General features: G+C 72.8%; 26 protein-coding genes. 13 read left to right on the top strand and 13 right to left on the bottom strand.

What is annotated here, in order from left to right:
- Window positions 1-11: 11 nt before the first annotated feature.
- On the bottom strand, window positions 12-2,480 hold the full coding sequence (locus ACFYXK_RS24535; RefSeq protein WP_389413016.1) for an HAD-IC family P-type ATPase: 2,469 nt from the start codon (window positions 2,478-2,480) through the stop codon (window positions 12-14).
- A gap of 126 nt (window positions 2,481-2,606) precedes the next feature.
- Window positions 2,607-2,924, bottom strand: a complete 318-nt coding sequence (locus ACFYXK_RS24530) for a DUF2530 domain-containing protein (protein ID WP_389413015.1) — start codon at window positions 2,922-2,924, stop codon at window positions 2,607-2,609.
- Between the two features lie 311 nt (window positions 2,925-3,235).
- Between ACFYXK_RS24530 and ACFYXK_RS24525 the strand changes: the two genes are divergently transcribed.
- Window positions 3,236-4,693 (top strand): NCS2 family permease, encoded by a 1,458-nt coding sequence (locus ACFYXK_RS24525; RefSeq protein WP_389413014.1) that lies wholly within the window; start codon window positions 3,236-3,238, stop codon window positions 4,691-4,693.
- On the opposite strand, the gene ACFYXK_RS24520 is transcribed toward ACFYXK_RS24525, so the two are convergent.
- A complete protein-coding gene (locus ACFYXK_RS24520) occupies window positions 4,686-4,868 on the bottom strand; it encodes a hypothetical protein (protein ID WP_030156886.1) in 183 nt (60 codons plus the stop codon). The genes ACFYXK_RS24525 and ACFYXK_RS24520 overlap by 8 nt on opposite strands.
- Before the next feature lie 118 nt (window positions 4,869-4,986).
- Here ACFYXK_RS24520 and ACFYXK_RS24515 point away from each other — a divergent pair, with 118 nt between their 5' ends.
- A complete protein-coding gene (locus ACFYXK_RS24515) occupies window positions 4,987-5,424 on the top strand; it encodes a MarR family winged helix-turn-helix transcriptional regulator (protein WP_030156888.1) in 438 nt (145 codons plus the stop codon).
- Between the two features lie 26 nt (window positions 5,425-5,450).
- Window positions 5,451-6,806, top strand: a complete 1,356-nt coding sequence (locus ACFYXK_RS24510) for an MFS transporter (RefSeq protein ID WP_389413013.1) — start codon at window positions 5,451-5,453, stop codon at window positions 6,804-6,806.
- A gap of 4 nt (window positions 6,807-6,810) precedes the next feature.
- Here ACFYXK_RS24510 and ACFYXK_RS24505 read toward each other — a convergent pair whose 3' ends face one another.
- Window positions 6,811-7,818, bottom strand: coding sequence for a WD40 repeat domain-containing protein (locus tag ACFYXK_RS24505; protein ID WP_389413012.1), 1,008 nt, complete (start codon window positions 7,816-7,818; stop codon window positions 6,811-6,813).
- A 77-nt stretch (window positions 7,819-7,895) separates the two neighbouring features.
- Here ACFYXK_RS24505 and ACFYXK_RS24500 point away from each other — a divergent pair, with 77 nt between their 5' ends.
- Window positions 7,896-8,579, top strand: a complete 684-nt coding sequence (locus tag ACFYXK_RS24500) for a GDSL-type esterase/lipase family protein (RefSeq protein ID WP_389413011.1) — start codon at window positions 7,896-7,898, stop codon at window positions 8,577-8,579.
- 109 nt (window positions 8,580-8,688) lie between these two features.
- Window positions 8,689-9,276, top strand: a complete 588-nt coding sequence (locus ACFYXK_RS24495) for a Uma2 family endonuclease (protein ID WP_389413010.1) — start codon at window positions 8,689-8,691, stop codon at window positions 9,274-9,276.
- A 69-nt stretch (window positions 9,277-9,345) separates the two neighbouring features.
- Here ACFYXK_RS24495 and ACFYXK_RS24490 read toward each other — a convergent pair whose 3' ends face one another.
- From ACFYXK_RS24490 to ACFYXK_RS24470, 5 genes are all read right to left on the bottom strand, one after another.
- Window positions 9,346-10,335, bottom strand: a complete 990-nt coding sequence (locus ACFYXK_RS24490) for an aldo/keto reductase (protein ID WP_389413009.1) — start codon at window positions 10,333-10,335, stop codon at window positions 9,346-9,348.
- Between the two features lie 188 nt (window positions 10,336-10,523).
- Window positions 10,524-11,114, bottom strand: coding sequence for an RNA 2',3'-cyclic phosphodiesterase (thpR, locus tag ACFYXK_RS24485; protein WP_389413008.1), 591 nt, complete (start codon window positions 11,112-11,114; stop codon window positions 10,524-10,526).
- Window positions 11,115-11,158: 44 nt separating this feature from the next.
- On the bottom strand, window positions 11,159-12,640 hold the full coding sequence (locus ACFYXK_RS24480) for a flotillin family protein (RefSeq protein ID WP_383516949.1): 1,482 nt from the start codon (window positions 12,638-12,640) through the stop codon (window positions 11,159-11,161).
- 138 nt (window positions 12,641-12,778) lie between these two features.
- Entirely contained in the window at window positions 12,779-12,997 is a 219-nt protein-coding gene (locus ACFYXK_RS24475; protein ID WP_030156898.1) for a hypothetical protein, read from the bottom strand.
- Between the two features lie 70 nt (window positions 12,998-13,067).
- Window positions 13,068-13,976 (bottom strand): DUF3027 domain-containing protein, encoded by a 909-nt coding sequence (locus tag ACFYXK_RS24470; RefSeq protein ID WP_383516952.1) that lies wholly within the window; start codon window positions 13,974-13,976, stop codon window positions 13,068-13,070.
- Window positions 13,977-14,378: 402 nt separating this feature from the next.
- On the opposite strand from ACFYXK_RS24470, the gene ACFYXK_RS24465 reads away from it, so the two are divergent.
- The 4 genes from ACFYXK_RS24465 to ACFYXK_RS24450 all read left to right on the top strand — a co-directional run bounded on the left by ACFYXK_RS24465 (window position 14,379) and on the right by ACFYXK_RS24450 (window position 17,930).
- The gene (locus tag ACFYXK_RS24465) at window positions 14,379-15,752 is read left to right on the top strand and encodes an MFS transporter (protein ID WP_383516954.1); all 1,374 of its coding nucleotides are present in this window, start codon (window positions 14,379-14,381) and stop codon (window positions 15,750-15,752) included.
- A 97-nt stretch (window positions 15,753-15,849) separates the two neighbouring features.
- A complete protein-coding gene (locus ACFYXK_RS24460; RefSeq protein WP_030298656.1) occupies window positions 15,850-16,335 on the top strand; it encodes a hypothetical protein in 486 nt (161 codons plus the stop codon).
- Window positions 16,336-16,348: 13 nt separating this feature from the next.
- Entirely contained in the window at window positions 16,349-17,083 is a 735-nt protein-coding gene (locus ACFYXK_RS24455) for a futalosine hydrolase (RefSeq protein WP_389413007.1), read from the top strand.
- On the top strand, window positions 17,073-17,930 hold the full coding sequence (locus tag ACFYXK_RS24450; RefSeq protein WP_389413006.1) for a 1,4-dihydroxy-6-naphthoate synthase: 858 nt from the start codon (window positions 17,073-17,075) through the stop codon (window positions 17,928-17,930). The genes ACFYXK_RS24455 and ACFYXK_RS24450 overlap by 11 nt, the downstream gene beginning before the upstream one ends.
- Window positions 17,931-18,001: 71 nt before the next feature.
- Here ACFYXK_RS24450 and ACFYXK_RS24445 read toward each other — a convergent pair whose 3' ends face one another.
- Complete coding sequence (locus ACFYXK_RS24445) at window positions 18,002-18,385, bottom strand: cold-shock protein (RefSeq protein ID WP_030012939.1); 384 nt, start codon at window positions 18,383-18,385, stop codon at window positions 18,002-18,004.
- A 200-nt stretch (window positions 18,386-18,585) separates the two neighbouring features.
- On the opposite strand from ACFYXK_RS24445, the gene ACFYXK_RS24440 reads away from it, so the two are divergent.
- Window positions 18,586-18,837 carry a hypothetical protein gene (locus tag ACFYXK_RS24440; RefSeq protein WP_383516964.1) on the top strand — a complete coding sequence of 84 codons (252 nt, stop codon included), beginning with the start codon at window positions 18,586-18,588 and terminating at the stop codon, window positions 18,835-18,837.
- A 10-nt stretch (window positions 18,838-18,847) separates the two neighbouring features.
- Here the strand turns inward: ACFYXK_RS24440 and ACFYXK_RS24435 are convergent, their stop codons facing one another.
- The gene (locus ACFYXK_RS24435; RefSeq protein ID WP_389413005.1) at window positions 18,848-19,501 is read right to left on the bottom strand and encodes an HAD family hydrolase; all 654 of its coding nucleotides are present in this window, start codon (window positions 19,499-19,501) and stop codon (window positions 18,848-18,850) included.
- Between the two features lie 116 nt (window positions 19,502-19,617).
- Window positions 19,618-20,619: a hypothetical protein gene (locus ACFYXK_RS24430; protein WP_389413004.1), complete on the bottom strand. Its 1,002-nt coding sequence runs from the start codon at window positions 20,617-20,619 to the stop codon at window positions 19,618-19,620.
- 108 nt (window positions 20,620-20,727) lie between these two features.
- On the opposite strand from ACFYXK_RS24430, the gene ACFYXK_RS24425 reads away from it, so the two are divergent.
- The 3 genes from ACFYXK_RS24425 to ACFYXK_RS24415 all read left to right on the top strand — a co-directional run bounded on the left by ACFYXK_RS24425 (window position 20,728) and on the right by ACFYXK_RS24415 (window position 25,452).
- Window positions 20,728-23,181 (top strand): helicase-associated domain-containing protein, encoded by a 2,454-nt coding sequence (locus ACFYXK_RS24425; protein ID WP_389413003.1) that lies wholly within the window; start codon window positions 20,728-20,730, stop codon window positions 23,179-23,181.
- 42 nt (window positions 23,182-23,223) lie between these two features.
- Window positions 23,224-23,832, top strand: coding sequence for a DUF4291 domain-containing protein (locus ACFYXK_RS24420; RefSeq protein WP_389413002.1), 609 nt, complete (start codon window positions 23,224-23,226; stop codon window positions 23,830-23,832).
- Between the two features lie 339 nt (window positions 23,833-24,171).
- Window positions 24,172-25,452: an LPXTG cell wall anchor domain-containing protein gene (locus ACFYXK_RS24415; protein ID WP_389413001.1), complete on the top strand. Its 1,281-nt coding sequence runs from the start codon at window positions 24,172-24,174 to the stop codon at window positions 25,450-25,452.
- Window positions 25,453-25,508: 56 nt separating this feature from the next.
- Here the strand turns inward: ACFYXK_RS24415 and ACFYXK_RS24410 are convergent, their stop codons facing one another.
- Window positions 25,509-25,970 (bottom strand): N-acetyltransferase, encoded by a 462-nt coding sequence (locus tag ACFYXK_RS24410; protein WP_389413000.1) that lies wholly within the window; start codon window positions 25,968-25,970, stop codon window positions 25,509-25,511.
- Window positions 25,971-26,105: the final 135 nt, after the last annotated feature.

Below are 26,105 nucleotides of genomic sequence, written 5' to 3'. Positions count from 1 at the left end.
TCGGCCCCTGCCTAGGCCGGGAACTTCCGGTCCACCCAGCGGAACGTGAACTCGATCAGGGCGGACGCCGCCGCGGCGATGGCGACCGCCGTCCACGGGAGCTGGGTGCCCACCAGCTTCAGCTGGAAGAACTCCTGGAGCCACGGGACGATCAGGACGATCAGGAACGCCGCGCCCATCGCGCCGACGAGGGCCACCCGCCACCACGTGTACGGGCGGGCGATGATCACCAGGACCCACATCGAGGTCAGGAACAGCGTCAGCGTCGCCGCGCTCGTCTCGGCGTTCAGGGCGTTCGGGCCCGTGTAGTGGTGGCGGGCGACCAGGTACGTCACGAAGGTGGCCAGCGCCGCGATCACGCCGCCCGGGATCGCGTACCGCATCACCCGTTTCACGAAGTGCGGCTTCGCGCGCTCCTTGTTCGGGGCCAGGGCCAGGAAGAAGGCCGGGATGCCGATGGTCAGGGTGGACAGCAGCGTCAGGTGGCGCGGCAGGAAGGGGTATTCGACCTGGAAGCAGACCACCAGGATCGCCAGCAGCACCGAGTAGACGGTCTTCGTGAGGAAGAGGGTGGCGACGCGGGTGATGTTGCCGATGACCCGGCGGCCCTCGGCGACCACCGAGGGGAGGGTGGAGAAGCTGTTGTTCAGGAGGACGATCTGCGCGACCGCGCGGGTGGCCTCGGAGCCCGAGCCCATGCTCACGCCGATGTCCGCGTCCTTGAGGGCCAGGACGTCGTTGACGCCGTCGCCGGTCATCGCGACCGTGTGGCCGTTCGACTGCAGTGCGCCGACCATGTCGCGCTTCTGCTGCGGGGTGACCCGCCCGAAGACGGCGTTCTCGTCGAGGACCCGGGCCATGTCCGCCCGGTCGCTCGGCAGCCTGCGCGCGTCGACCGTGTTCTCGGCGCCCGGCAGGCCGAGCTTGCCGGCCACGGCGCCGACGGAGACCGCGTTGTCACCGGAGATGACCTTCGCGTGGACCTTCTGGTCCTCGAAGTAGCGCAGGGTGTCGGCGGCGTCGGGGCGCAGCCGCTGTTCCAGGACGATCAGGGCGGTCGGCCGGGCCCCGGCCCCGACGGCCGGGTCGTCGAGCTCGCGCGCGGCCTTGGCGAGCAGCAGGACGCGCAGTCCCTGCTCGTTGAGCTCGTTGATCTCGTCGAGGGCCGGGTCGCCGGCCGGGAGGAGCACGTCGGGGGCGCCGAGCAGCCAGGTGTTGTTCTCGCCGTCGCCCTCGCTGAAGCTGGCGCCGCTGTACTTGCGGGCGGAGGAGAAGGGCAGGGACTCGGTGCAGCGCCACTCGGCGCTGACCGGGTAGGCGTCGATGATCGCCTGGAGGCTGGCGTTGGGCCGCGGGTCGGACTCGCCGAGCGCGCCGAGCACCTTCCTGACGTACGTGTCCTGCGCGCCGCCGAGCGGGCGGAGCTCGGTGACGTCCATACCGCCCTCGGTGAGGGTGCCGGTCTTGTCGAGGCAGACCACGTCGACGCGGGCGAGGCCCTCGATGGCCGGCAGTTCCTGCACGAGGCACTGCTTGCGGCCGAGCCGGATGACGCCGATCGCGAAGGCGACGGAGGTCAGCAGGACGAGGCCCTCGGGGATCATCGGGACGATGCCGCCGACGGTGCGGGCGATGGCGTCCTTGAGGTTGTCCTCCTTGACGACGAGCTGGCTGATGATCAGGCCGATCGAGGTCGGGATCATCATCCAGGTGACGTACTTGAGGATGGTGGAGATACCGGAGCGCAGCTCGGAGTGGACGAGCGTGAAGCGGGTGGCCTCTTCGGCCAACTGGGCGGCGTAGGCCGCGCGGCCGACCTTGGTGGCGGTGAACGCGCCGCCGCCGGCGACGACGAAGGACCCGGACATGACCGGGTCGCCGGGCTTCTTCAGGACGGGGTCGGCCTCGCCGGTGAGCAGGGACTCGTCGATCTCCAGGCCGTCGGCCTCGCCGACGACCCCGTCGACGACGACCTTGTCGCCCGGCCCGAGCTCGATGACGTCGTCGAGGACGATCTCGGAGGTGGAGATCTCGGCGGTCCGGCCGTCGCGGCGGACGCTGGGTTTGGCCTCGCCGATGACGGCGAGGCTGTCCAGGGTCTTCTTGGCCCGCATCTCCTGGATGATGCCGATGCCGGTGTTCGCGATGATCACGTAGCCGAAGAGGCTGTCCTGGAGCGGCGCGACGATGAGCATGACCACCCACAGGACGCCGATGATGGCGTTGAACCGGGTGAAGACGTTGGCGCGGACGATGTCGGCGGTGGAGCGGCTGCTGCGCACGGGCACGTCGTTGACGGCCCCGCGGGCGACGCGCTCGGCGACTTCGGCGGTGGTCAGCCCGGCGGGCTTGAACCGCGGTGCGGGGGGCCGGACCGGGTGTACCGGGTCGAGCTCGGCTCCCGCGTCGATGGCCGCGCCGCCGGGCCTGCCGCCCACCGGCTCGGAACCGCCTGGTTCGATCTCTGCCCGCTGCGTCATGCTTTCGACGGTAAAGGGGGTTCTACCGCTTCACCCGCCGAGAGGTCCCGAGATCCGACTTCGGGATGAGGGGAATCGTCCTGCGGTCGCCCCCGGGCGCCGTGCCGCGTCCCGGCGCGGCCGGGGCTAGACGGCGGTCGGCCCCGCGGCCGGGCCGGCGGGGTCCGCCGGGCCGGATTCCGTCCCGCCCGCGGCCAGCGCGTCGGCATGGCGCTTGAGTGCGGCGTCCCGGCCCCGGACGTACCAGAGGCCGATCAGGCCGAGCACGCCGCCGGCCGCGCAGCACCAGACCCACCACAGCAGGTCCCGGTCGGCGAACCAGCCGTAGAAGGGGAGCTGGACCAGGAACAGGGCGAACCAGATGATCGTGCCGCCGGTGACGGTCGCGACGATCGGGCCCTCAAGGGGCTCGGGCGCCTCGTGCTTCGCAGTCCATTTCGCCATGCCCTCAAGTCTAGGGGGTGCCTTGTGGGCCAAGCCGGATCAGGGAGCGGCGTCCGGTGCCGTGCATCGCAAGGCCGAGGAGGGAGTCGACGCGGAGCGTCGGCGACCGACGAGAACGCGGCGAGGCGCGGCACTGGACGCCGCGAGCCCGGCTTGGCCCACAAGGCACCCCCTAGGTGCGCGGAAACGGGGTCTACGCGCGGAGATGGACGGGCTTTCGTTCATGTGTTCATACTGAAACGGTGTGGGCATGGCCCATTTTCTTCGTATGAATCCCCCAATGCCCCCGCAATGAGGACCCAGAGGACCGCATGAGCACGTCGGCCCCCGCCCCCGCGCCCGCCCTCCCGGAACCCGCCCCCCAGGGCACGTCCGGACTGGACCGCCACTTCAGGATCTCCGAGCGCGGCTCGACGATCGCCCGCGAGGTCCGCGGCGGTTTCGCCACCTTCTTCGCGATGGCCTACATCATCGTGCTGAACCCGATCATCCTGGGCAGCGCGAAGGACATGTACGGGCACCAGCTCGACAGCGGCCAGCTCGTCACCGCCACCGTCCTGACGGCGGCGTTCACCACGCTCCTCATGGGCGTCATCGGCAACGTCCCGATCGCGCTGGCCGCCGGCCTCGGCGTGAACACCGTCGTTGCCCTCCAGCTCGCCCCGCGCATGAGCTGGCCCGACGCCATGGGCATGGTGGTCCTGGCCGGCTTCGTCGTGATGCTGCTGGTCGCGACCGGCCTACGCGAGCGGGTCATGAACGCCGTCCCGCTCGGCCTGCGCAAGGGCATCGCGATCGGCATCGGCCTGTTCATCATGCTGATCGGCCTGGTCGACTCGGGCTTCGTCACCCGCATCCCGGACGCCGCGCACACCACCGTGCCGCTCCAGCTCGGCACGGCCGGCCATCTGCACGGCTGGCCGGTGCTGATCTTCATCGTCGGCGTCCTGCTGACCCTCGCCCTGCTGATCCGCAAGACGCCCGGCGCGATCCTGATCTCCATCGTGGTCATGACCGTGATCGCCGTCGCCGTCCAGCTGATCGCCGGGCTGCCCGACTCGGGCTGGGGCCTCACCGTCCCCGAGTGGCCGGGCAACCCGGTGGCCGCGCCCGACTTCGGGCTCGTCGGCCAGGTCAGCCTGTTCGGCGGCTTCGGCAAGGTCGGCCTGCTGACCGGCGTCCTCTTCGTCTTCACCGTGCTGCTGTCCTGCTTCTTCGACGCGATGGGGACGATCCTCGGCGTCGGCGACGAGGCCAAGCTGATCGACAAGAAGACCGGTGAGTTCCCCGGCATCAACCGGGTCCTGCTGATCGACGGCCTGGCCGTCGCGTCCGGCGGCGCCACCTCGTCGTCGGCCACCACCTGCTTCGTGGAGTCCACGGCCGGCGTCGGCGAGGGCGCCCGTACCGGTCTGGCGAACGTCGTGACCGGCGGCCTCTTCGCCGTGGCGCTGTTCCTCACCCCGCTCGCCACCATGGTCCCCTCCCAGGCGGCCACCCCCGCCCTCGTGGCGGTCGGCTTCCTGATCCTGGCGGGCTCGGTCAAGGACATCGACTGGAGCGACTTCACCATCGCCGTCCCGGCCTTCCTGGCCATGGTGATGATGCCGTTCACGTACTCGATCACCAACGGCATCGGCTTCGGCTTCATCAGCTTCTGCGTGCTGCGGCTGGCGACCGGCCGGGGCCGTGAGGTCCCGGCGGCCATGTACGTCGTGTCGGCGGTGTTCGTCTTCTACTACGCGATGCCGGCCCTCGGCCTCACGTGAGCCCGTAGAACTTCTCCGTCTCGTCGACAGCCGCCTTGAAGCGCTCGTCGAAGTCATCGCGAATGAGCGTCCGGACGACATAGTCCTGGACGCTCATTCCGCGTTTGGCGGCATGAGTCCGGAGGCGGTCGAGCAGCTCCCCGTCTATGCGCATGCTCAGCACGTGTGTCCCCATGCCGAAAGAGTCGGGGCACGGGCCGTGGACGCGTGTCACTTTCCGCCGCCGACTCACCCGTACGAGTGATTCGACCGAGTGGCATTCCTTAGAGAGAGTAATGAGGTAGTCTAAAGAGATGCTCGACCTTACCCATGGCGACGACGCTGCCGCCGTGAACGACCTCCGCTCCGCCGTCATGCGGCTGGGCCGGCGCCTCAAGCACCAGCGCGTCGACGAATCGCTGAGCCCGACCGAGATGTCGGTCCTCGGCACCCTCGCCCGGTGCGGCCAGGCCACCCCCGGTGAGCTGGCCCGGCGCGAACACGTCCAGCCGCCGTCGATGACACGCATCGTCGCGCTGCTGGAGGCCAAGGGACTGGTCAGGCTGCAGCCGCACCCGGACGACCGCCGCCAGAAGGTGGTCACCCAGACCGAGGAGGCCGAAGCGATGCTCGAGGAGAGCCGTCGCAAGCGGAACGCCTTCCTGGCCGGGCTCGCGGCCGAGCTCACCGAGGACGAATGGGCCAAGCTGCGCGAGGCCGCGCCCGTCCTGGAGAAGCTCGCGCACTTGTAGGAGACGACGCCAGGAGGCGAACGCTTTTGAGTACGGGAAACGGAGCAGACTCCGCACCCGGCCATACATCCACCACTAGCACTGCGCGCACCACGCGCGCCGCGGGCGGGAACAGCTCGATGTTCAGCTCGCTGAAGATCCGCAACTACCGGCTCTTCGCCACGGGACAGGCGGTGTCCAACACCGGCACCTGGATGCAGCGCATCGCCCAGGACTGGCTGGTCCTGTCCCTGACCGGCTCGGCTTCCGCGGTCGGCATCACGATCGCGCTGCAGTTCCTGCCGATGATGGTGTTCGGCCTCTACGGAGGCGTACTCGCGGACCGGCTGCCCAAGCGGCCGCTGCTGATCGCCACGCAGTCCCTGATGGGCCTGACCGGCGTCGCCCTCGCCGCGCTCACCCTGGCCGGACACGTCCAGGTCTGGCACGTGTACCTCGCGGCCTTCCTGCTCGGCCTCGTCACCGTCGTGGACAACCCGGCACGGCAGACGTTCGTCTCCGAGATGGTCGGCAAGGAGCAGCTCGCCAACGCCGTCAGCCTGAACTCCGCCAATTTCCAGTCCGCGCGGCTGGTCGGCCCGGCGATCGCCGGTGTGCTGATCACCGCCGTCGGCTCCGGCTGGGCCTTCCTGCTGAACGGGCTGTCCTTCGCCGCGCCCGTCGCCGGCCTGCTGCTGATGCGGACGCGCGAACTGCACCCGGTCGAGCCGCAGCCGCGCGCCAAGGGGCAGCTGCGGGAGGGCCTGCGCTACGTCGCCGGGCGCCCGGAGCTGATCTGGCCGATCGTGCTGGTCGGCTTCATCGGCACCTTCGGGTTCAACTTCCCGATCTGGCTGTCGGCGTTCGTCAGCGACGTCTTCCACGGGGACGCGGGCACGTACGGCCTGTTCAACACCCTGATCGCGGCGGGCTCCCTCGCGGGTGCGCTGCTGGCGGCGCGGCGGGGCAACTCCCGGCTGCGGCTGCTGGTCGCGGCGGCGCTGCTGTTCTCCGTACTGGAGGTCGTGACGGCCTTCGCACCCGGGTTCTGGCTGTTCGCGGCGCTGCTCGTGCCGATCGGGATGTTCGGGCTGACGGTCAACGTCACCGCCAACGCGAGCGTCCAGATGGCCACCGACCCCGAGATGCGCGGGCGGGTGATGGCCCTGTTCATGATGGTGTTCACCGGCGGCACCCCGATCGGTGCACCGATCGTCGGCTGGGTGACGGACACGTACGGGGCCCGCATCGGCATGGCCGCGGGCGGTCTGGTCTCACTGGCCGCCGCCGCGACGATCGCGGTGGTCCTCTCCCGGGTCGGCAACCTCCGCCTGAGCGTGAGCCGCCACGGCGTCACGTTCGTCCCCTCCCCCCGCGCCCGCGAACTGGTCACGGCGGCGTAGCGGATCAGGAGCTGAGGGGCTTGCGGCGCAGGAGCCGCTTGGCCCCGAGGACCAGGGCCGTGCCCACGGCAAGGACGGCGGCGCCCTTCGTGAAGCCGCCCCCGCCCTGCTCGCCCGCAGGGCCGGGGGCCCCGGAGGCCGCCGTCGCGCCCGGCCTCGCGGGAGCCGCGGGGCCGTCGGACGCCGCCGGTTTCACCGCGACGGCCACCACGCGGCTCGACTCCCCCTCCGATCCGAACATCAGCGTCGACCCGTCCGCCGAGTACGTCACCGACTCCGCCTGCCCCTGCCACGGCGCGTCCACCCGCTCGCCCTCGCCCTGCGGCTTCCCGTCCTTCCACGGGTACGTCCGCGCGAAGAAGTAGCCGCGCAGCGTGAGGCGGCCGCCGTCCGGCGAGAACGCCCCGTCCGTGACCCACGGCAGGTCCGCCACCCGCCGGAACACGTTCGTCCCCGACGCGGACAGCGTCTCCGGCCCCTCGTACAGCCCGCCCTTGTCCTCGCTCTTGCTCGCGATGTACACCCGGCCCGTCACCGGATGCACCATCAGCGCCTCCGCGTTGCGCGCCCCGTCCGCGTACCGCACGGTGAACTGCTCGGCCTTGACCGTGACATCGGCCAGCTGCTTCGGCTCCGGGAAGCGGTAGATCCAGACGTGGTCCCAGCTCCCGTTCAGGTTGTCGCCGATGTCCCCGACGTACAACTGCCCGTCCGGGCCCAGCGAGATCGCCTCGACGTCGCGCGGGGTCCCCACCCCGGCCAGCGTCACCCGGGCCACGGTCCTGCCGGTCGCCGAGTCCACCGCGTACACGTAGGGGCCGTCGTCGCTGTCGTTGTGCGTCCAGTAGACGCCCGGGTGGATCCGGCTCGCCGCCAGCCCGCTCGACTCCTTGATCCGCGGATCGGCGATCGTGAACCCCGACGCCACGGAAGCGGAGGTCCGGGCGGCCGCGGCGGCCGAACCCGGCAGCACGACAAGGGCAATGGCGGCGGTCAACGGCAGGAGTCGCATACCCCCAAGCGTGCCAGCCCGCCCCGCGTGTCCGGCATCACAGGGGCTCCCGGCTCGTGATCCGCGATGATGACCGGATGCGTTTCATGTTCGTCGGCGACTCCATGACCATCGGACGCGCCGGCGACTACACCTGGCGCTACCGGATGTGGCAGCACCTCGACACCGCCCTCGGCGGGCCGTACGAGATCGTCGGCCCGCGCTGCGAGCTGTTCGACACCTCCGCGAACGAGCCGACCAGCCATGCGTACGCCGACCCCGGCTTCCCGGAGCACGCCCGCCGCCACCTCGCCGGCTGGGGCGAGGGCTGGCAGCACATGGCCCCGCTCATCGGCTCCGCCGTGCGCTCCGGCGGGGCCGACGTACTCCTCGTCTCCCTCGGCCTGATCGACCTCGGCTTCTACACCGGCGCCGAGGAGACCGCGGCCAACGCCCGCCGCTTCGTCGCGGAGGCCCGCGCCGTCCGGCCGGGCATCCGGATGATCCTGCTCCCGGTCATCCCGAACGTCCGGGCCGAGTCCGACGCGCCCTTCGCGGCCGAGGTCGCCCGGTTCAACGAGCTCCTCGCGAAGGCCGTCGCCGACCTGTCGACCGAGGCCTCGCCGATCCTGCTGGCCGCGCGCCCGGCCTCGTACGAGATCCACCGGGACACCTACGACGGCACCCACCCCAACGCCTCCGGCGAGCACCGCCTGGCCGGGGAGTTCGCGGCGGTCCTGCACCAGGCGTGGGGCATCGGCGGCCCCTACCGGATGCCCTGACGGCCCGTGGGGCCGCACCCGGCGTTTCCGCCGTAACCCGCTCTCCGTGCGTATCGTTGTACTACGCGGCTGCCCGCGCCCCCGTGCGGCAGCGGGGAGGAGCGCCACGGTGACCGTCGTAGAGACCGACAGGATCGAGATGGCCGACATCAGCAGCGAGCACGCCTTGGACGAGATGTTCGATGCGCTTGAGCCCGTCCCCGAGGGATTGAAGGTCGAGATCGTCGAGGGGACCGTCTACATGTCGCCGCAGCGGGACACGCACTGGGAGATCATCCGCAGGATCGTCCGCGCATTGGAAGACCAGTTCGGCATGGGAGTGAAAGCCCTCTCGGACGTACGCATCGACTTTCCGGGCCGTCTGAACGGGTTCGCGCCGGACGTCGCATTGCTCGGTGCCGATGCCACGAAGGACGACGCGGCTCACTGGCGCCACGAGGACGTGGAATTCGTCGCCGAGGTGATCTCCAAGGGCACCGCGGCGAACGACTACGGACCCAAGAAGGCCGCGTACGCGACCGCCGAAGTGCCCGCGTACCTCATCGTCGACCCCTACACCCGCCGCTGCGTGCTCCACACCCAGCCCAAGGACGGGGACTACGCCACGGAGACGAAGATCGCCTTCGGGGACGAGATCGACCTCACGGACACGGTGGAGGGCCTGAAACTCGACACCTCCGAGTTCCCCCACGACTGATCCGCGACCGGCTACCGGTCCGCGCCCCGCGCCGGGGCGCGGACCGGTAGCGCCGTCACTCCTACCGGATCACCAGGCGAACGCCTCGGGCGAGGCGCCCGGGCCGGGGAAGATCTCGTCCAGGCCGGTGAGCACCTCTTCCGGCAGCTCCAGCTCCAGCGCGCGCAGGGCGCTCTCCAGCTGCTCCGCCGTACGGGGACCCACGATCGGGCCCGTCACCCCGGGCCGGGTCAGCAGCCACGCCAGCGCCGCCTCGCCCGGCTCCAGGCTGTGCTTGTCGAGCAGGTCCTCGTACGCCTGCACCTGCGCCCGCACCGAGGTGTTGGCCAGCGCCTCCGCCGATCGGCCCTCGGCCCGGCGGCCGCCCTCGACCTCCTTCTTGATGACACCGCCGAGCAGCCCGCCGTGCAGCGGGGACCACGGGATCACCCCGAGGCCGTACTCCTGCGCGGCCGGGATGATCTCCATCTCGGCGCGCCGCTCGGCGAGGTTGTACAGGCACTGCTCGCTGACCAGCCCGACCGAGCCGCGCCGCGCGGCCGTCTCGTTGGCCTGGGCGATCTTGTAGCCGGGGAAGTTCGACGAACCGGCGTACAGCACCTTGCCCTGCTGGATCAGCACGTCGACGGCCTGCCAGATCTCCTCGAAGGGGGTCCGGCGGTCGACGTGGTGGAACTGGTAGAGGTCGATGTAGTCCGTCTGCAGGCGCTTGAGGCTGGCCTCGACGGCCCGGCGGATGTTCAGCGCCGAGAGCCGGTCGTAGTTGGGCCACGGGTCGCCTTCGCCGGCCATGTTTCCGTACACCTTGGTGGCCAGCACGGTCTTCTCGCGCCGGCCGCCGCCCTGGGCGAACCAGGTGCCGAGGATCTCCTCGGTGCGGCCCTTGTTCTCACCCCACCCGTAGACGTTGGCCGTGTCCACGAAGTTCAGACCCGAGGCGAGCGCGGCGTCCAGGATCGAGTGGCTGGTGGGTTCGTCTGTCTGCGGACCGAAGTTCATCGTGCCGAGTACCAGTCGGCTGACCTTGAGTCCGGTGCGTCCCAGCTGTGTGTACTTCATGAGCCCCTAGCCAACTGCTTGGAGCCCACTCCAGGCAAGGGCCCGCGCGGGCCGGCTACTGCCCCACGGCGGCTGCCACTGCCACGACGACGAACATCAGCACGAGTACTCCGGCCATTACGCGGTTTCGGGTCTTGGGATCCACCCGTCGAGCGTAACGCGGTCCTCCGCCGTTCCCGTACCGAGGGTCAAGCGCCCAGGGGCCAGGCCTCGAGGACCTCGTAGCGGGGCTGCTCCCCGGGGACCCCACCGGTCGGGAGGTTGCTGCGGACCAGGCTGAGCTCCCCGACCTGCCAGGGCGTGCCCTCGAAGCCGGCGAGGGCCTCCAGGTACGGGTGCAGGTCGGTGCCGCCGTGGCTGCGGGCCAGGGTGAGGTGGGCGGTGTACCGGCGGTGCTGGTCCATCGGGACCCCGGCCCGGCGGGCGGCGGCGTCCGCGCGCTCGGCGAGCATCCGCATCTGGTCGAGCCCGCCGGCGGCGCCGACCCACAGGGCACGCTCGCCGAAGTGCCCGGAGCCGTGGATGCGCAGGGGGAACGGGTCGGTGCGGTGCGCGGCGCGCGCCAGGCGGGCGTACAGGTCCGGCAGGACGGGGTCGCGCACCTCGCCCATGAAGGCGAGCGTGAAGTGCCAGCCCGCTTCCCCGGTCCAGCGGAGCCGCTCGTGCCCGACGGGCGGCCGGTCCTGCGCGACGGGCGGGGCGCCCCGTGCGGCCCCGACGGCCTCGCGGAGCTCCTCGACGGCCTCCTGGGGCGGCATCACCGCGGCGAACAGCCTCATGGGCGCGAGCCTAACCCGTCCGGGTCAGGCTCGCGCCGGGCTGGTTACGCCTCCGCGATCGGGATCTGGTGGGACGAGGAGGCCGTGCTGCCGTTCACCGGGGTGGTCCCCGCAGCGGTCCCCGGGGCGGGCGGCTGGGACATCGACGCGAGCAGCTGGCGGGCCAGGCCCAGGCCGGTGCCGCCCATGGTCAGCGCCTTCGCGAACATCTCCGACATGCCCTCGGCCCCGTTGAGCAGCACCATGTGCTCCACGTTCCCGAAGGCCCCGGCGCCCGCCTCCACGATCGCCGGCCAGTTCTCGGCGAGCTGCTGCGCGACCACCGCCTCCTGGTTCTCGGCCAGTGCGGCGGCCCGCGCCTTGATCGCGTCGGCCTCGGCGAGGCCCTTCGCCTTCGCCGACGCCGCCACCGCGAGGCCCTTGGCCTGGGTGGCCGCGGCCTCGGCCTCACCGGTCGCCCGGGTGGCCTTCGCGGCCGCGAGCCCCCGCGCCTCGGTGGCCGCCGCGTCCGCGGTCGCCGCCGTCGTCACGCGCGTGGCCTCGGCGGCGGCCGCCAGCTCCGTCTCCTTGGCCTTGGCCTGCGCCGCCGAGATGCGGGCGTCGCGCTCGGCCTCGGCGCGGGTGCGGGTCTCGTACGCCGCCGCGTCCGCGGGCTTGCGTACGTCGGCCTGGAGCTGCTGCTCGCGCCGGTGCGCCTCGAGCTCGGCGACCCGGGTCTCCTGGACGACGACCTCCTGGCGGGCCGCCGCCTCCGAGAGCGGGCCCGCCTGGCGGGCGGTCGCGGCGGCCTTGTCGCGTTCGGCCTGGTAGCCGGCCTGGAGGATCTCGCTGTCTCGGGTGGCTTCCGCCATCCGGGCGAACGCGGTCTGCTCGGCCTCGGTGGCCAAACGGTTCGCCTCGGCCTGCGCGATGCGCGCGTCCCGCTGGACGGCGGCCGCGTGCGGCATCGCCAGGTTCTTGATGTAGCCGGTCGGATCCTCGATCTCGTGGATCTGCAGCGAGTCGACGATCAGGCCGAGCTTCTCCATCTCCGTACCGCAGGCCGCCCGGGTCTGCCCGGTCAGCTTCTCCCGGTCGCGGATCATGTCCTCGACCGTCAACCCGCCCACGATGGAGCGCAGATGGCCGGCGAAGACGATGTGCACCCGTTCGGGCATCATCTTCTGCTGGTCCAGGAAGCGGCGTGCCGCGTTCGCGATGGACACGAGGTCGTCGCCGATCTTGAAGATCACGACGCCCTTCACCCGCAGCGGGATGCCCTGGTGGGTCACGCAGTCCACGTTCAGCTGGGTCTCGTTGAGGTCCAGCGACAGCTTGCGCACCGCCTGCACACCGGGGACCACGAGGGTTCCGCGCCCGGTGACGATCCGGAACCCCATGCCCTCGCCGATGCCCTCGGTGCGGTGCGTGGAGCCGGAGATGACGAGTGCCTCGTTCGGTTCGGCCACCCGCCACATGAGCTTGAACAGGCCGATCAAGGCCAGGATTGCGGCGAGAACGATTCCCGCCACGACGCCGATAGCCATCGGCAACGCCCCCTTATCGCAGTGCCGTTCGACACTGACGAGGGCGAGTGTGCTCCTGTGCCGGGCCGTTAAGAAGACGCTGGCGGTTTCTTGTCGCCATCTTGATACGAACCACATCCGCGCAGGTGGCGCCGGGGCTCAGTTGTCGTACGCCGCCATCACGTACACCGTGCGCGGCGGCAGGTACTCGACGACGGTCACCACCGTGCCCACCGGCAGCCGGCCCGTCCCGTGCGCCGGGTGCGCGAGGAAGTGCTCCGCGCCGCCCCGGATGCGGACGATGACCTCGCCCACCAGGCCCGGGCCCACCGTCCCGGTCACCCGGCCGTCCAGCCCCACCATGCCGTCTTCCCCCATGCGCCGAGGGTACGCCGCACGGGCGGGGCCGTCGCCCCGCCGGGCGGCACGCACTCCTCGCCGCGTACGGCTACGAGTGGCCGAGGTCGGCGGCCGGGAGGTCCGTCGAGGGCACCGAGCCCGTGTCGGGGGCCGGGCGCAGCGGGAACTCGTCCGAGGCCATCGAGTCGAGCACCGGCGGTGCCGGGCGCAGCGGCTTCGGCATGACCGCGGCCTCGGAGTGGCCGCCGCAGCCGTACGAGAGGGAGACGAGGTGTCCGTCGGCCGGGCCGAACTCGTTGGCGCAGACGCCGAAGGCCTGGCCGAGCGAGCCGCCGATCGCGACGAGGAACCCGCAGGAGACGCAGGAGGCGGGTGCCGCCTGGGCCATCGGCGTCTTGGCCCCGAAGGACTCGTCCCAGCGGTCGGCGGCGCTGTGCAGCCCGTAGCGGGACAGGACGCGGGCCCGCCGCATGCCGAGTTCCTCGGCGACGGAGGCGATGGACCCCCGTACGGGTACCACGGTGCGGTCGGTGACGTCGGCGTCCTCGGCCTCGACCAGTTCCGCCATCTCGCTGGAGACGAGCGAGTTCGGCGGCGGGACGTCCTCGCCCGACCAGCCCGGCTCCAGCCGCAGGTCCTCGGCGTCGGTGGGCAGCAGGTCGCCGGGGCCCATGTCGCCGGGGCGCAGTCGCTCGCTCCACGGCACCCACTCGGGGGCCAGGAGGGCGTCCTCGCCCGGAAGCAGCACCGTTTCGTCGAGGGTGACGTTCTTGGCGCGGGAGGCGCGCGTCACGGTGACGGCCCAGCGCCAGCCCCGGTAGCCGGGGTCCTTGCACTCGAAGAAGTGCGTGACGACCCGGTCGCCCTCCGCGACGGCGGAGACGTGCTCGCCCACCACTCCGGGAGCGGCGGCTTCCTCGGCCGCCGCACGGGCGAGGTCTACCGCCTCGGCGCACAGGCGGTCGGGGGTACGGCTTCGCGTCGTCGCAGCACTCACAGGTCTCGTTCTCTCCTACGCCGTCTCACGAGTGCGCCGTCCGTACTGTCGTCCACAACGACCCGTCGGTCCTGTCCGTACGTGGCGCGGGCGGAGCGGACCAGAGGGCCGCGTCGACGTCCGCACCCGATCGGCCTCGGGCGCACCTACCTGCTATCCATTCTGCGGGATCGCGAAGAGGCGCGCGGCCGAGAGCAACCGCCGGTGGCGCGCTACGCACGCTACCTCCTCCGAAGCCTTGGGCCCACATGCAAGGTCCGATTCGCGGACAAGCCCGCACGCAGACATCGCTCCTACACCCTCCGGACGACGCCCGGACAGCGGCCCGACCACAGCCCGACGGCGACCCGACGGGCGCCCGTAACGCGCCGGGACGGGACCCGGCAGGGTCCGTGGGGCACTATGTCGAGTGTGGCACCCGTACGGTCGTCCCGTGACGGCTCGGGACCGGCCAGGCGGGCCGGCCGGGCCGTCGGGCGTGCCCTGCACCGCCCTTTCACCGGTACGGCCCGCGGGATCCGGCGGGCCACGCACGCGCACGGGGCCGGCGAATCGGGCCTCGGCAAGCTGATCGAGCTGCACGCCATCAACGGCGCCGGCGATGTGATGATCACCGTGGCGCTGGCCTCGACCGTGTTCTTCTCGGTACCCACGGACGAGGCACGCGGCCGCGTCGCCCTGTACCTGGCCATCACCATGGCCCCGTTCACCGTGCTGGCCCCGGTGATCGGCCCGGCACTGGACCGGCTGCCGCACGGGCGGCGGGCCGCGATGGCCTGCGCGATGCTCGCGCGGGCGCTGCTCGCGGTGATGATGTCCGGCGCGGTGGCCACGGGCGGGCTGGAGCTCTACCCGGCGGCGCTGGGGGTACTCGTCGCGTCCAAGGCGTACGGGGTGGTCCGCAGTGCGGTGGTGCCGCGGCTGCTCCCGCCGAAGTTCTCCCTCGTCAAGGCGAACTCCCGGGTCACCCTGGCGGGCCTGCTCGCCACGGCCGCGGCCGCGCCGGTCGCGGCGGGGCTGCACACCATCGGGCCGCCCTGGCCGCTGTACGGGGCCTGCGCCATCTTCCTCGGGGGCACGTTCGCGGCGTTCACGCTGCCCCACAAGGTGGACGAGGCGAAGGGCGAGCGGCGGGCCCGGCTGTCCACGCACGAGCCGCACTCGCGCAAACCGGGGCTGCGCACGGTCAGCCCGTCGGTCATGTGCGGGCTGCTGGCGAACGCTTCGATGCGCGCACTGTCCGGGTTCCTGATCTTCTTCCTGGCGTTCCTGCTGCGGGAGCACCCCCTCGCCGGGCAGAGCGCGGCGGTGTCGCTGGGCATCGTGGGCGTCTCGGCGGGCGTCGGGAACGCGTGCGGGACGGCGGTGGGCGCCTGGCTGCGGGCCCGGGCGCCGGAGACGATCATCGCGGCGGTGCTGTCGGTGACCCTGGGGGTCGCGGTCCTGGCGGCGGTGTTCTTCAGCGGGCTGTTCATGGCGGTCCTGGGCGCCACCGCCGGGTTCTGCCAGGCGCTGGCGAAGCTGTCGCTGGACGCGATGATCCAGCGGGACGTGCCGGAGGCGGTACGGACGTCCGCGTTCGCCCGTTCGGAGACGCTGCTGCAGGTGGCGTGGGTACTGGGCGGCGCGATCGGCATCGCGCTGCCGCTGAACGGGGTACTGGGCATGGCCGTGGCCGCGGCCATCGTCGCGGCGGGCACCACGATGGCCGTCCGCGGCCTCCTGACCTCGCCCCGCCACCACCACCCGGGCTCCCCGCGCCCCCGGGTGGCGTAGCGATCCGAGCCTCCCGGGGCGGGCGGCGCGCCGCGCCGCAGGCCACGCGGGACCCCCGTGCGGCGGCGGAGCCGGGTGGCCCGATAGCCTTCGGCTCATGACCGCACCGCTTTTCTCGGGTAGGGGCCGCCGCAGCGTCGCGGCCCTCGGAGCCGTGTCCGCCGGCCTCCTCCTCCTCTCCGCCTGCGACAAGCCGACGCCGCTGGCGACCGTGACGGTCGGCACGTCGTCGGTGTCCACCGAGGCCGCCTGCTCCGACGACAAGGAGCTCTCCATGGACAAGGTCCAGGAGTGCCTCACCGACATGAAGGACGCCAAGACCATCGAGTACGGCCGCGGGGACACCCTGCGCCTCGGTGTCGAGCCGGAAGTCGTCGAGGACGGCAAGCGGTGGCAGGCGGTCCTGGACGGCCAGCCGATCACCGAGCCCTCGTCCAACACCTACCGCAGCTTCCCCGGCGCCGACATCTTCGCCACCGGCGGCCAGGGCGAGGCCCCGTCCTCCAAGAAGCTGAACATCGTCCAGGTGGGCGAGGACGGCAAGCCCCTCGCCGTCTGGGCCTACAACGTCAAGCTCAAGTAGCCACGTACCGCCGGTGCGCGCGCTCATCGTGACCGCGGTGGCGGCGGAGGCAGACTCCGTCGTCAGTGGCCTGACCGGGCCCACCCCTCATCCGGACCCGGTGACGCCGGAGCCGCGCGCGCTGCCCGGCGGGTACCTCCTGTCCCGGCGGGATCTGCCCGGCCTCGCCGCCGACGTGCTCGTCGGCGGGGTGGGGCCGGCCGCCGCCGCGGCCGCCACGGCCACCGCACTCGCGCTGGCCGACTACTCCCTCGTCGTCTCCGCCGGCATCGGCGGCGGGTTCGCGCCCGCCGCCCCCGTCGGCTCCCTCGTGGTCGCCGACGCCGTCGTGGCCGCCGACCTCGGGGCCGAGACCCCGGGCGGCTTCCTCGACGTACAGCAGCTCGGCTTCGGGCACAGCGTGCACCTGCCGCCCGCCGAGCTCGCCGCCCGCGCCGCCGAGGCCACCGGGGCGCTGCTCGCGCCCGTGCTGACCGTCTCCACCGTCACCGGCACCGCCGACCGCGCGGCCCTGCTCGCCGCCCGGCATCCGCTCGCCGGGGCCGAGGCCATGGAGGGCTTCGGGGTCGCGGAGGCGGCCGCCGCGCACGGGCTGCCCGTGCTGGAGATCCGCGCCGTGTCCAACGCCGTCGGCCCCCGCGACCGCGACGCCTGGCGGATCGGGGACGCGCTGGCCGCGCTCACCGCCGGATTCCGCGCCCTGGGGCCCGTACTCGTCCATTGGGGAGAGCACCGACATGAGTCGTGAGCCGCAGCCGGCGGTCAAGATCGCCTATTCGCCCTGTCCGAACGACACCTTCGTCTTCGACGCCTGGGCCCACGGGCGCGTCCCGGGTGCGCCCGGCCTCGACGTCACCTTCGCCGACATCGACATCACCAACGGCATGGCCGAGCGCGGCGAGCTGGACGTGCTGAAGGTGTCGTACGCCGTGCTGCCCTGGGTGCTGGAGGAGTACGCGCTGCTGCCCTGCGGCGGGGCGCTCGGGCGGGGTTGCGGGCCGCTGGTGCTGACGCGGGAGCCGGGCGTGGACCTGGCCGGCAAGACCGTCGCCGTGCCGAGCGAACGCTCCACCGCCTACCTGCTGTTCCGGCTGTGGGCGGCGGACGTGCTGCCGGAGGGCGTCGGCAAGGTCGTCGTCCTGCCGTTCCACGAGATCATGCCGGCCGTCCGCGACGGCCGGGTGGACGCCGGGCTGGTCATCCACGAGGCCCGGTTCACCTATCAGGACTACGGGCTGCACTGCCTGGCCGACATGGGCGAGCACTGGGAGTCCACGACCGGGCTGCCGATCCCGCTGGGCGCGATCATCGCCAAGCGCTCGCTGGGCGCCGAGACCCTGCACGCGCTGGCCGAGTCGGCCCGTGCGTCGGTGCGGATGGCCTGGGACGACCCGGAGGCCTCGCGCCCGTACGTCCGTGCCCACGCGCAGGAGCTGGACCCGGCGGTCGCCGACCAGCACATCGGGCTGTACGTCAACGAGTTCACCGCCGACCTCGGCGAAGCCGGGTACGCGGCGGTGCGCGGGCTGTTGACGCGGGCCGCGGCCGAGGGTCTGGTACCGGCCATCGCACCGGGTGCGCTGGCCTTCCCCTGAGGCCCTTTCAGGCAGACACGACGGTGCCCCGGCCCTCTCGCGAAGGCCGGGGCACCGTCGTGCGTACGGGCTCAGACGTCGAGCTGGTCGGCCACCGCGCGCAGCAGACCGGCGATCTTCGTGCCGTGCACCTTGTCGGGGTAGCGGCCGCGCTCCAGCATCGGAGTGATGTTCTCCAGCAGGGTCGTCAGGTCCTGCACGATCGAGGCCAGCTCGTCGGGCTTGCGGCGCTGCGCGGCCGCCACGGAGGGCGCCGGGTCCAGCACGGTCACGGAAAGCGCCTGGTCACCGCGCTGTCCGGCGACAACGCCGAACTCGACGCGCTGGCCGGGCTTGAGTGCGTCGACCCCGGCCGGGAGCACCGACGAGTGGACGAAGACGTCACCGCCGTCGTCGCGGGAGAGAAAGCCGAAGCCCTTCTCACTGTTGAACCACTTGACCTTGCCGGTAGGCACGTCCGTCCTCTGTCCTTGTGCTCGTCGGGGTCCGGTACGCCGCACGGCGGCTCCGGACAACAGCGCAGCGGGTCATGGTGACCCGCTGTATCCAGGCTAGTGGGCGATCGACAGGTGACAAGACGTTCCCCGGTCCTTCGCCGGCTCTTCGCTGTCGGCTGTGCTGTCGGCTGCTTCGGCCAGGGAACTACCCTGGTGGGGTGACTGTTACTCCTCATCCCGACGAAGCGCGGCCCGGCGACGGCCTGGTGCGCGCCGGCGGCATCGTGTTCATCGCCGGCGCCGTGGCCACCCTCGTGACGATGGCCCCGCTGTTCCTGCACACGGACCCGTTCCCGTCGTACGCGTGGGCCGTGTGCATGCTGATGGGCGTCGGCTTCGCCATCTCGGCAGCGGGCGTGCTGCGCTCGGCGGCGGCCCAGCGCCGGGCCGCCCGAGCCTCCCAGGCTTAGCCCCCCCGGATCAGACGGTTTGCGTGCGGACGTACTCCGCGAGCCACTGCGGCAGCGCCGTGAGGTCCGGCAGCACCACGTCCGCGCCCGCCTCGCGCAGTTCCGGCTCGGGGCACGGGCCGGTCGGGACCGCCACCGACAGCGCGCCGGCCGTGCGGGCGCCGCGTACGTCGCCCACGTGGTCGCCGACGTAGACCTGCGCCCCGTACTCGCGCAGCGCGCCCGCCTTGGCCTCGGCCCACAGCCAGCCGATGACGGCGTCCGGCTCGATGCCGAGGTGCGCCAGGTGCAGCCGGGCGTTGGGCTCGTGCTTGGCCGTGACGACGATCGCGCGGCCGCCGAGCGCCTGGACGGCCTCGATGGCCTCGCGGGCGCCGGGCATCGCGGGCGTCGGCTCGATGGCGTGGGTGGGATAGATCTCCCGGTAGCGGTCGGCCATGGCGGGGATCTCCGCCTGCGGGAACCAGTACGCGAGCTCCTCGTCCAGCGGCGGACCGAGCCGCGTGACCGCCTGGTCCGCATCGATGAAGGTGCCCGTCTCGGCGGAAAGTGCCTGGTAGGCGGCCTTGATGCCGGGGCGCGAATCGATGAGGGTCATGTCGAGGTCGAAGCCGACGGTCAGCTGGGCCGACGCGGCGGGCACGGTGGGGGTCTCGGAGCTCATACGTCCATTGTGCCGAGCCGGGGCGGACGGCCGGGAACGCGGAGTTGGCCTGGCCTTACCGGACGGTGAACTCGGTGACATGCCGCCGCGAACCCTCCCGGTCGCCACCGGGCGGCTCAGCGGCGACGGCCGCGCCAGACCAGGTACAGCGCGGAGGCGACGGCCGCGGCCCGGGCCAGCCAGGGCCACATGCCCTGGAAGACCCCGCCGAGCCCCTCGTCCGTGAGCGGGGCCCCCCAGCGCCCCTCGAGCCGGCCCCACAGCCACACCACCGCGCCCGCGAACACGGCCCCCGGCAGCCCGAAGACGACCACCTTGCGCTCCGTCGGCCCCAGCACCCGCGAGGCGTACGCCAGCAGCCAGCCGCCGATCAGCAGCAGCCAGGAGCCGGTGACCGCGCCCGCCACGAGCACGACGGCGGCCAGCAGCAGGAAGGCGTGCGGCTTCGGCCGCGGGGCGGCGGCCGCCGCGGCCGCCTTCTGCGGATCGGCCGCGGCCGCAGCCGATTTGGCCTGCCGGCGCTGTTTCAGGAACCGTACGAGGCCCCGTACGCCGGACGTCTCCTCGGCGGCCGGTGCGCGGGACGGACCCGCCGCGGGCTCCGGCTTCTCCTCTTCCGGCTGCCCGAACAGCTCCGGGATCTCCACCCCGCCCGCGAAGCCCTCCACCTGCGGACCCGCGCCGTACGGCCCCGGGGCGACCCGCCACCAGTCGGGTTCCGCCCCGTCGTCGGAGCCGAGTTCGTCGAGCCCGGCCAGGTGCGGCGGCGCGGCACCGCCGGCCGCCGGGCGCGGCGGCGGCACCGTCTTGCGCAGCAGCCGGCCGGGCCCCCGCTGGGTCGGCACCGCCGGCGCCCGGTCGGGGGTGGCGGCCCGCGTCGCCGGGGCCGGGGACGCGCCCATGCCGTCGAGGACCTCCTCCGGCGTGCCGATCCGCTCCAGGATGCGGCGTACGGCCGCCGGGGTCTCCGGCTCGTACTTGGCGCGCCGACGGTCGATCTCGTCCCGCAGCCCCGCCACCAGCCGCATCCGGTCCCCGGAGGACAGCTGCCGCCGCTGCGCCAAGTCCCCGACCCGGCTCAGATATTCGTAGACCAGATGGTCGCTCTCGATCCCCACGCCCGGCTCCTCCCGTACCACCCACTCGAAAAGGTAGCGCGTGCGCCCGTGGAGCGGCCGAGGGCGCAGCGGATACCGTTGGCCGGATGGGGACCGGCCGACGCGACCATGGAGGCGACCGTGCCTGAGCCAAGCAGCGCTGCGGGAAGCGCCACAGCGAGCAACGCCCCGCGCTCCCTCGCGGAGGCGCTGCGCGCCCGCGACGACGCATCGCTCGCCACCCTGCTGCACGCCCGCCCGGACCTGCTCGGCCCGGTGCCCGGCGACATGACCCAGCTGGCCACCCGGGCCGGCACCCGGGCCTCGGTGGTCCGCGCGCTGGACCGGCTCGACCGGTTCGCGCTGCAGACCGCGGAGGCCCTCGCGGTGGCCCCGGACCCGTGCCCCTACCCGGTGCTGGAGTCGCTGCTGGCCGGCGAGCAGGGCTCCACGGGCGAGGACAACGGCGCCCGCGCCGAACTCCCGCGCGCCCTGGCCACCCTGCGCGACCAGGCGCTGGTCTGGGGCGACGACGAGCGGCTCCGGCTGGTCCGCACGGCCCGCGAACTGCTCGCGCCGGCCGCCGGCCGGCCCTCCCCCACGGGCCTCGGCCCGACCGTCGCCGAGGCCACCGCCGGGATGTCACCGACCCGGGTCCAGGAGATCGTGGCCGCCGCCGGGCTGCCCGCCACGCACGACCCGGTGTCCGCCGTCACCGCGCTGACCGGCCTGTTCGCCGATACGGAGCGGATGTCGGCGCTGCTGGACGAGGCCCCGGCGGAGGCCCACCAGGTGCTCGGCCGGCTCGTGTGGGGTCCGCCGTACGGGGAGGTCACGCCGAACCCGACCGCACCCGTGCGCTGGCTGCGCGACCACGGGCTGCTGCTGCCGGCGTCCGCGCGGACCGTCGTGCTGCCCCGCGAGGTGGCGCTGCACCTGCGCGGCGGCCTCGCGCACCGGGTGACGCAGCCGCTGGCGCCGGCGGTGCCCGCGGACCGCGAGCACCGTCCACAGCTTGTGGACGCCAATGCGGCCGGGCAGGCGCTGGCCGCGCAGTCCACCGTCGAGGAGCTGGTGAAGTCCTGGGAGCACACCGGGCCGCCGGTGCTGCGGGCCGGCGGGCTGTCCGTACGCGACCTGAAGCGGACCGCGGCCACCCTGGACACCACCGAGGCGACGGCCGCGTTCTGGATCGAACTCGCCTACGCGGCCGGGCTGCTGGCCAGCGACGGGGAGGCGGACGAGCGGTACGCGCCCACCCCCGCCTTCGACGACTGGCTCGAACTCCCGCCCGCCGAGCGGTGGTCGGCCCTCGCCGCGGCCTGGCTGCCGGCCACCCGCACCGCAGGCCTGGTCGGCGATCAGGACTCCAAGGGCCGCACCCTGTCCGTGCTGGGCCCCGACCTCGACCGCTCCGCCGCCCCCGAGGTGCGCCGGCGCGTCCTCGAACTCCTCGCCGCCCTGCCCGAGGGCGGCTCCGCCGCCCCGGACTCCCTCCTGGCCCGGCTCGCCTGGGAGCGCCCCGTACGGGGGACGAGCGAGCTGCGCGCCCGCCTCGCGCAGTGGACGCTGACGGAGGCCGAGGTGCTCGGCGTCACCGGCCGCGGCGCGCTCGCCGGGGCCGGCCGCGCGCTGCTGGAACACCGCGACCCGGCGCCGCTGCTGGCGCCGCTGCTGCCGGAGCCCGTGGACCACGTACTGCTCCAGGCCGACCTGACGGCGGTGGCGCCCGGGCCGCTGCGCCGGGCGCTGGGGGACGTGCTGGCCGTGCTCGCGGACGTGGAGTCCAAGGGCGGGGCGACCGTCTACCGCTTCACGCCCGGCTCCGTACGCCGGGCCCTGGACTCCGGTCGGACCGCCTCCGACCTGCACGCCTTCCTCGCCGAGCACAGCATCACGCCGGTCCCGCAGCCGCTGGCGTACCTGATCGACGACGTGGCCCGGCGGCACGGGCACCTGCGGGTCGGTGCGGCGTCCTCCTACGTGCGCTGCGACGACGACGGCATGCTGAACGAGATCATGGCCGACAAGCGGTCCGCCGGGCTGGGCCTGCGGCGCCTCGCCCCGACCGTGCTCGCGGCGCAGGCCGAACCGGGCGCGCTGCTCGACGGGCTGCGGGCGATGGGCTACGCGCCGGCCGCGGAGTCCCGTACCGGCGACGTGCTGGTCGCGCGGGCCGACACCCGCCGCACCCCGGCGCGTTCGGCGCCCGTCCCGGTGCCGGACGGCCCACCGGTACCGGACGCGACGCTGCTGGGGGCGGCCGTACGGGCCATCCGCGCGGGCGATCTGGCGGCGACGGCGGTGCGCAAGGAGCCGGCCGCGGCGTCCGCCGTCCCGGGCGAACTCCCGCGCACGAGCGCGGCGGAGACCCTGGCGACGGTGCAGGCTGCCGCGCTGACCGGGTCGGCGGTGTGGATCGGGTACGTGAACGCGGACGGCGCGGCGAGCCAGCGGGTCATCGACCCGGTCCGGGTCGAGGGCGGTTTCGTCACCGGGTACGACCACACGGCGGACGAGGTCCGGACGTACGCGCTGCACCGGATCACGGGGGTCGCGGAACTGGCGGAGGAGCACCTGTAAAACGGCTCGCAGCGCGGGGTGTGCACCCCGCACCCTGGTCCCATGCAAGAAACGAAGCGTCAGGCAGCGCTCCCGGACCGGCAGATCCGCGCGGCCCACACCGACACCACCGTCACCGTCTACCAGGCGTACGCGCCCCGGCTGGGCGTGCCCGCGGCCCGCGACGGCCGGTTCCCGCCCGCCTGGAAGCGGGAGCGCATGACGTGGATCAAGCCGTCGTTCCTGTGGATGATGTACCGCTGCGGCTGGGCCGCCAAGGCCGATCAGGAGACGGTGCTGGCCGTCGAGATCACCCGTGAGGGCTTCGACCACGCGCTGCGCCACGCCTGCCTGTCCCACTTCGAACGCGGCACGCACACCGACCGCGAGGCCTGGCAGCAGGCCCTGCGCGAGTCCCCCGCCCGCGTCCAGTGGGACCCGGAGCGCGACCTGCACCTGAACCCCCTGGCCCACCGCTCGCTCCAGCTGGGCCTGTCCGGTCCGGCCTCGCGCGCGTACGCCGACGAGTGGACGGTCGCCATCCGCGATGTGACCCCGCTGGCCCGCGAGATCCACGGCCTGGTCCGGTCCGGCGACGAGGCCGCGGCGCGGACCCTGCTGCCCGTGGAGACCCCGTATCCGGCGGGCCCGCTGGAGCACCTGGGCGCGTAGCGGATCCGGCGCGCGAAGCGGAATACGAAATATCGTTTGCGCAGCTCAGAGGGGTTACAGGGGCCTGCCGACCCTGTTGCACAGCGGTGACAGACGGGCGATGGATTAGTGATCCACGATGTGTGAAGATCAGTTCATCGCAGCAGCGGCCGAGGAAAACACACCGGCCCGAGGGCGACACCCCGCACCACCGGCCCGGCACTGCGCCACGGCCTCCCGTACGTCGTCTTCACCCCCGCTGTGCCCTCGCTGTCTCGCCTTGCCTTCACCTGCCTTCCGCCGGCCGCCGCCGCTCTGCGCTGCTCGCCTGCCTTCGTGATTCCTTGGGGGGAGTCCACCATGTCCGCTCGCACCGCCGCCCGCCGCAACCTCCGCTCCGCGGCCGCCACCGCCGTCGTCGCCGCCGTCGCCGGTACCGTCCTGATGCCGCTGTCGGCGTACGCCGCCCCGGCCGCCGACAACCACGGCGCGCTGAAGATGACCATGGGCGCCCCGGCGCCGAGCGGCCCGCTGACCCGCGGCGGTGCGACGGAGACCTTCGAGCTGACCGCCACCAACACCACGGACAAGCCCAGTTCCTTCCACCCGTGGCTGCTCCTGCAGGGCGCCGGCGCGAGCCCGCTCACGCAGAGCGACGTCATCTTCAAGGTCGAGGGCGTGACCGCGCCGGCGACCGAGTCCTCCATCGGACAGCAGGACGGCGAGTGGCAGGGCATGTTCCACCCGGCGGGCAAGCCGGGCGGCGAGGGCTTCGAGATCCCGGCGGGCGCCAAGATGACCTGGAAGGTCACGATCGGCCTCGGCAAGAGCTACCCGACCACCAACGGCGACTTCAAGCTGACGGCCACGAGCTACTCGGGCGAGGTGGCGGAGGGCAACACCGCCTCCCTGACCTTCAAGACGGACCCGTCGGTCAAGACGGGCAAGCTGGAGACCGCGTTCAAGAACGTCGGCGACTGCAAGGGCGTTCCCGCTCTCCAGTGCCGCGAGATGGACCTGACCTACCGCCTCACCGGCGACGGTGAGTTCAAGACGGCGCTGTACACCTCGCTGGACGTGAACTTCGGCACCGACGTCAAGGTGCCCAACCTTCAGCTGGAGATGCTGGTCGACGGCAAGTGGCAGGGCGTCAGCACCGCCGACCCGTACAACTTCATGCTGCCGACGATCCCGGCGGGCTTCAGCGCCGCCTCCGGCGAGCGCGTCCTGCACCTGCGGACCTCGTTCGGCCCGAACACGGACTACAAGAAGGCCACCGACGTCACCCTGTCCGCGAACGTCGCCCTCCCCGAGGGCAACACCTTCGCGTTCTCCGGCGCCGAGACGAAGTTCCAGCTCACCCCGGCCCCCGTGACCACGTCGCCGTCGCCGACCCCGAGCAAGTCCGCCACCACGCAGCCGTCCGCGAGCCCGACGCCCTCGGCGTCCGCCTCCACCACCGCGGCCGCCGCCGCCGCCGGCAACTCCAACACCAAGGCCACCGGCTCCACGGGCTCCCTCGCGAAGACCGGCGCCGGCTCCAACACCGTTCTGTACTCCGGCCTGGCCGCCGCCCTCGTCGTCCTCGGCGGGGCCGCCGCCTGGCTCGGCGCCCGTCGCCGCCGCGCCACGCGCGTCTGATCACCCGCACCACACGCAAGGGGCCCGGCACACCACGTGCCGGGCCCCTTGCGCGTTCACCGGGCCGCGTAGTCGATCCGCTCCTCCTCGAACGGCCACACCTCGGCCAGCCAGCGCGTGACGGCGGCGTACAGGACCTCGTCGAGCGGAGCCCGGTCGGCCCGTACCCAGGAGCTGACCTGCACCCGCTCGGGCGCGTCCTTCCCCGGGTAGATGTAGAGGCAGCCGATGACCTCGTCACCGTCCAGGACGCTGTACGTGAACCCCGTACGGGCCGCGAAGTCCCGTGCGTGCCGGGCCAGGTCGGCCAGGTTCGCCTCGGCGGTCATCCCCTCGACCGGCGGCCACCCCCGCCCCTGGAAGCCGGGCGTGGCCCGCACGTGCGCGATGCTGCCGCCCCAGGCGGCGAGGTCCCGCGCGTTGTGCGCCTCCCCGAGCGGCTCGAGCCGGAATCCGTCCCCGTCGAAGCCGAGCGGCACGTCGAACCCGTCCGGCACGAAAGAAAGTCGATCATCCATCCCCCCACCGTAGGCCGACCTGCCGCCGCCGGTCGTATGACCGTACGGACGGCTCCGGCGGTCGGGCCCCGGACACCGGGCCCCCGATACGGCAGACTGGAGGTTTGGCCGTCCGCGCCCGGGCAGCCACCCCAC

The organism is Streptomyces sp. NPDC002209 (assembly GCF_042890265.1).
In the GTDB taxonomy this organism is placed as follows: Bacteria; Actinomycetota; Actinomycetes; order Streptomycetales; family Streptomycetaceae; genus Streptomyces.
This window is presented reverse-complemented; position numbering and strand designations above follow the sequence as displayed.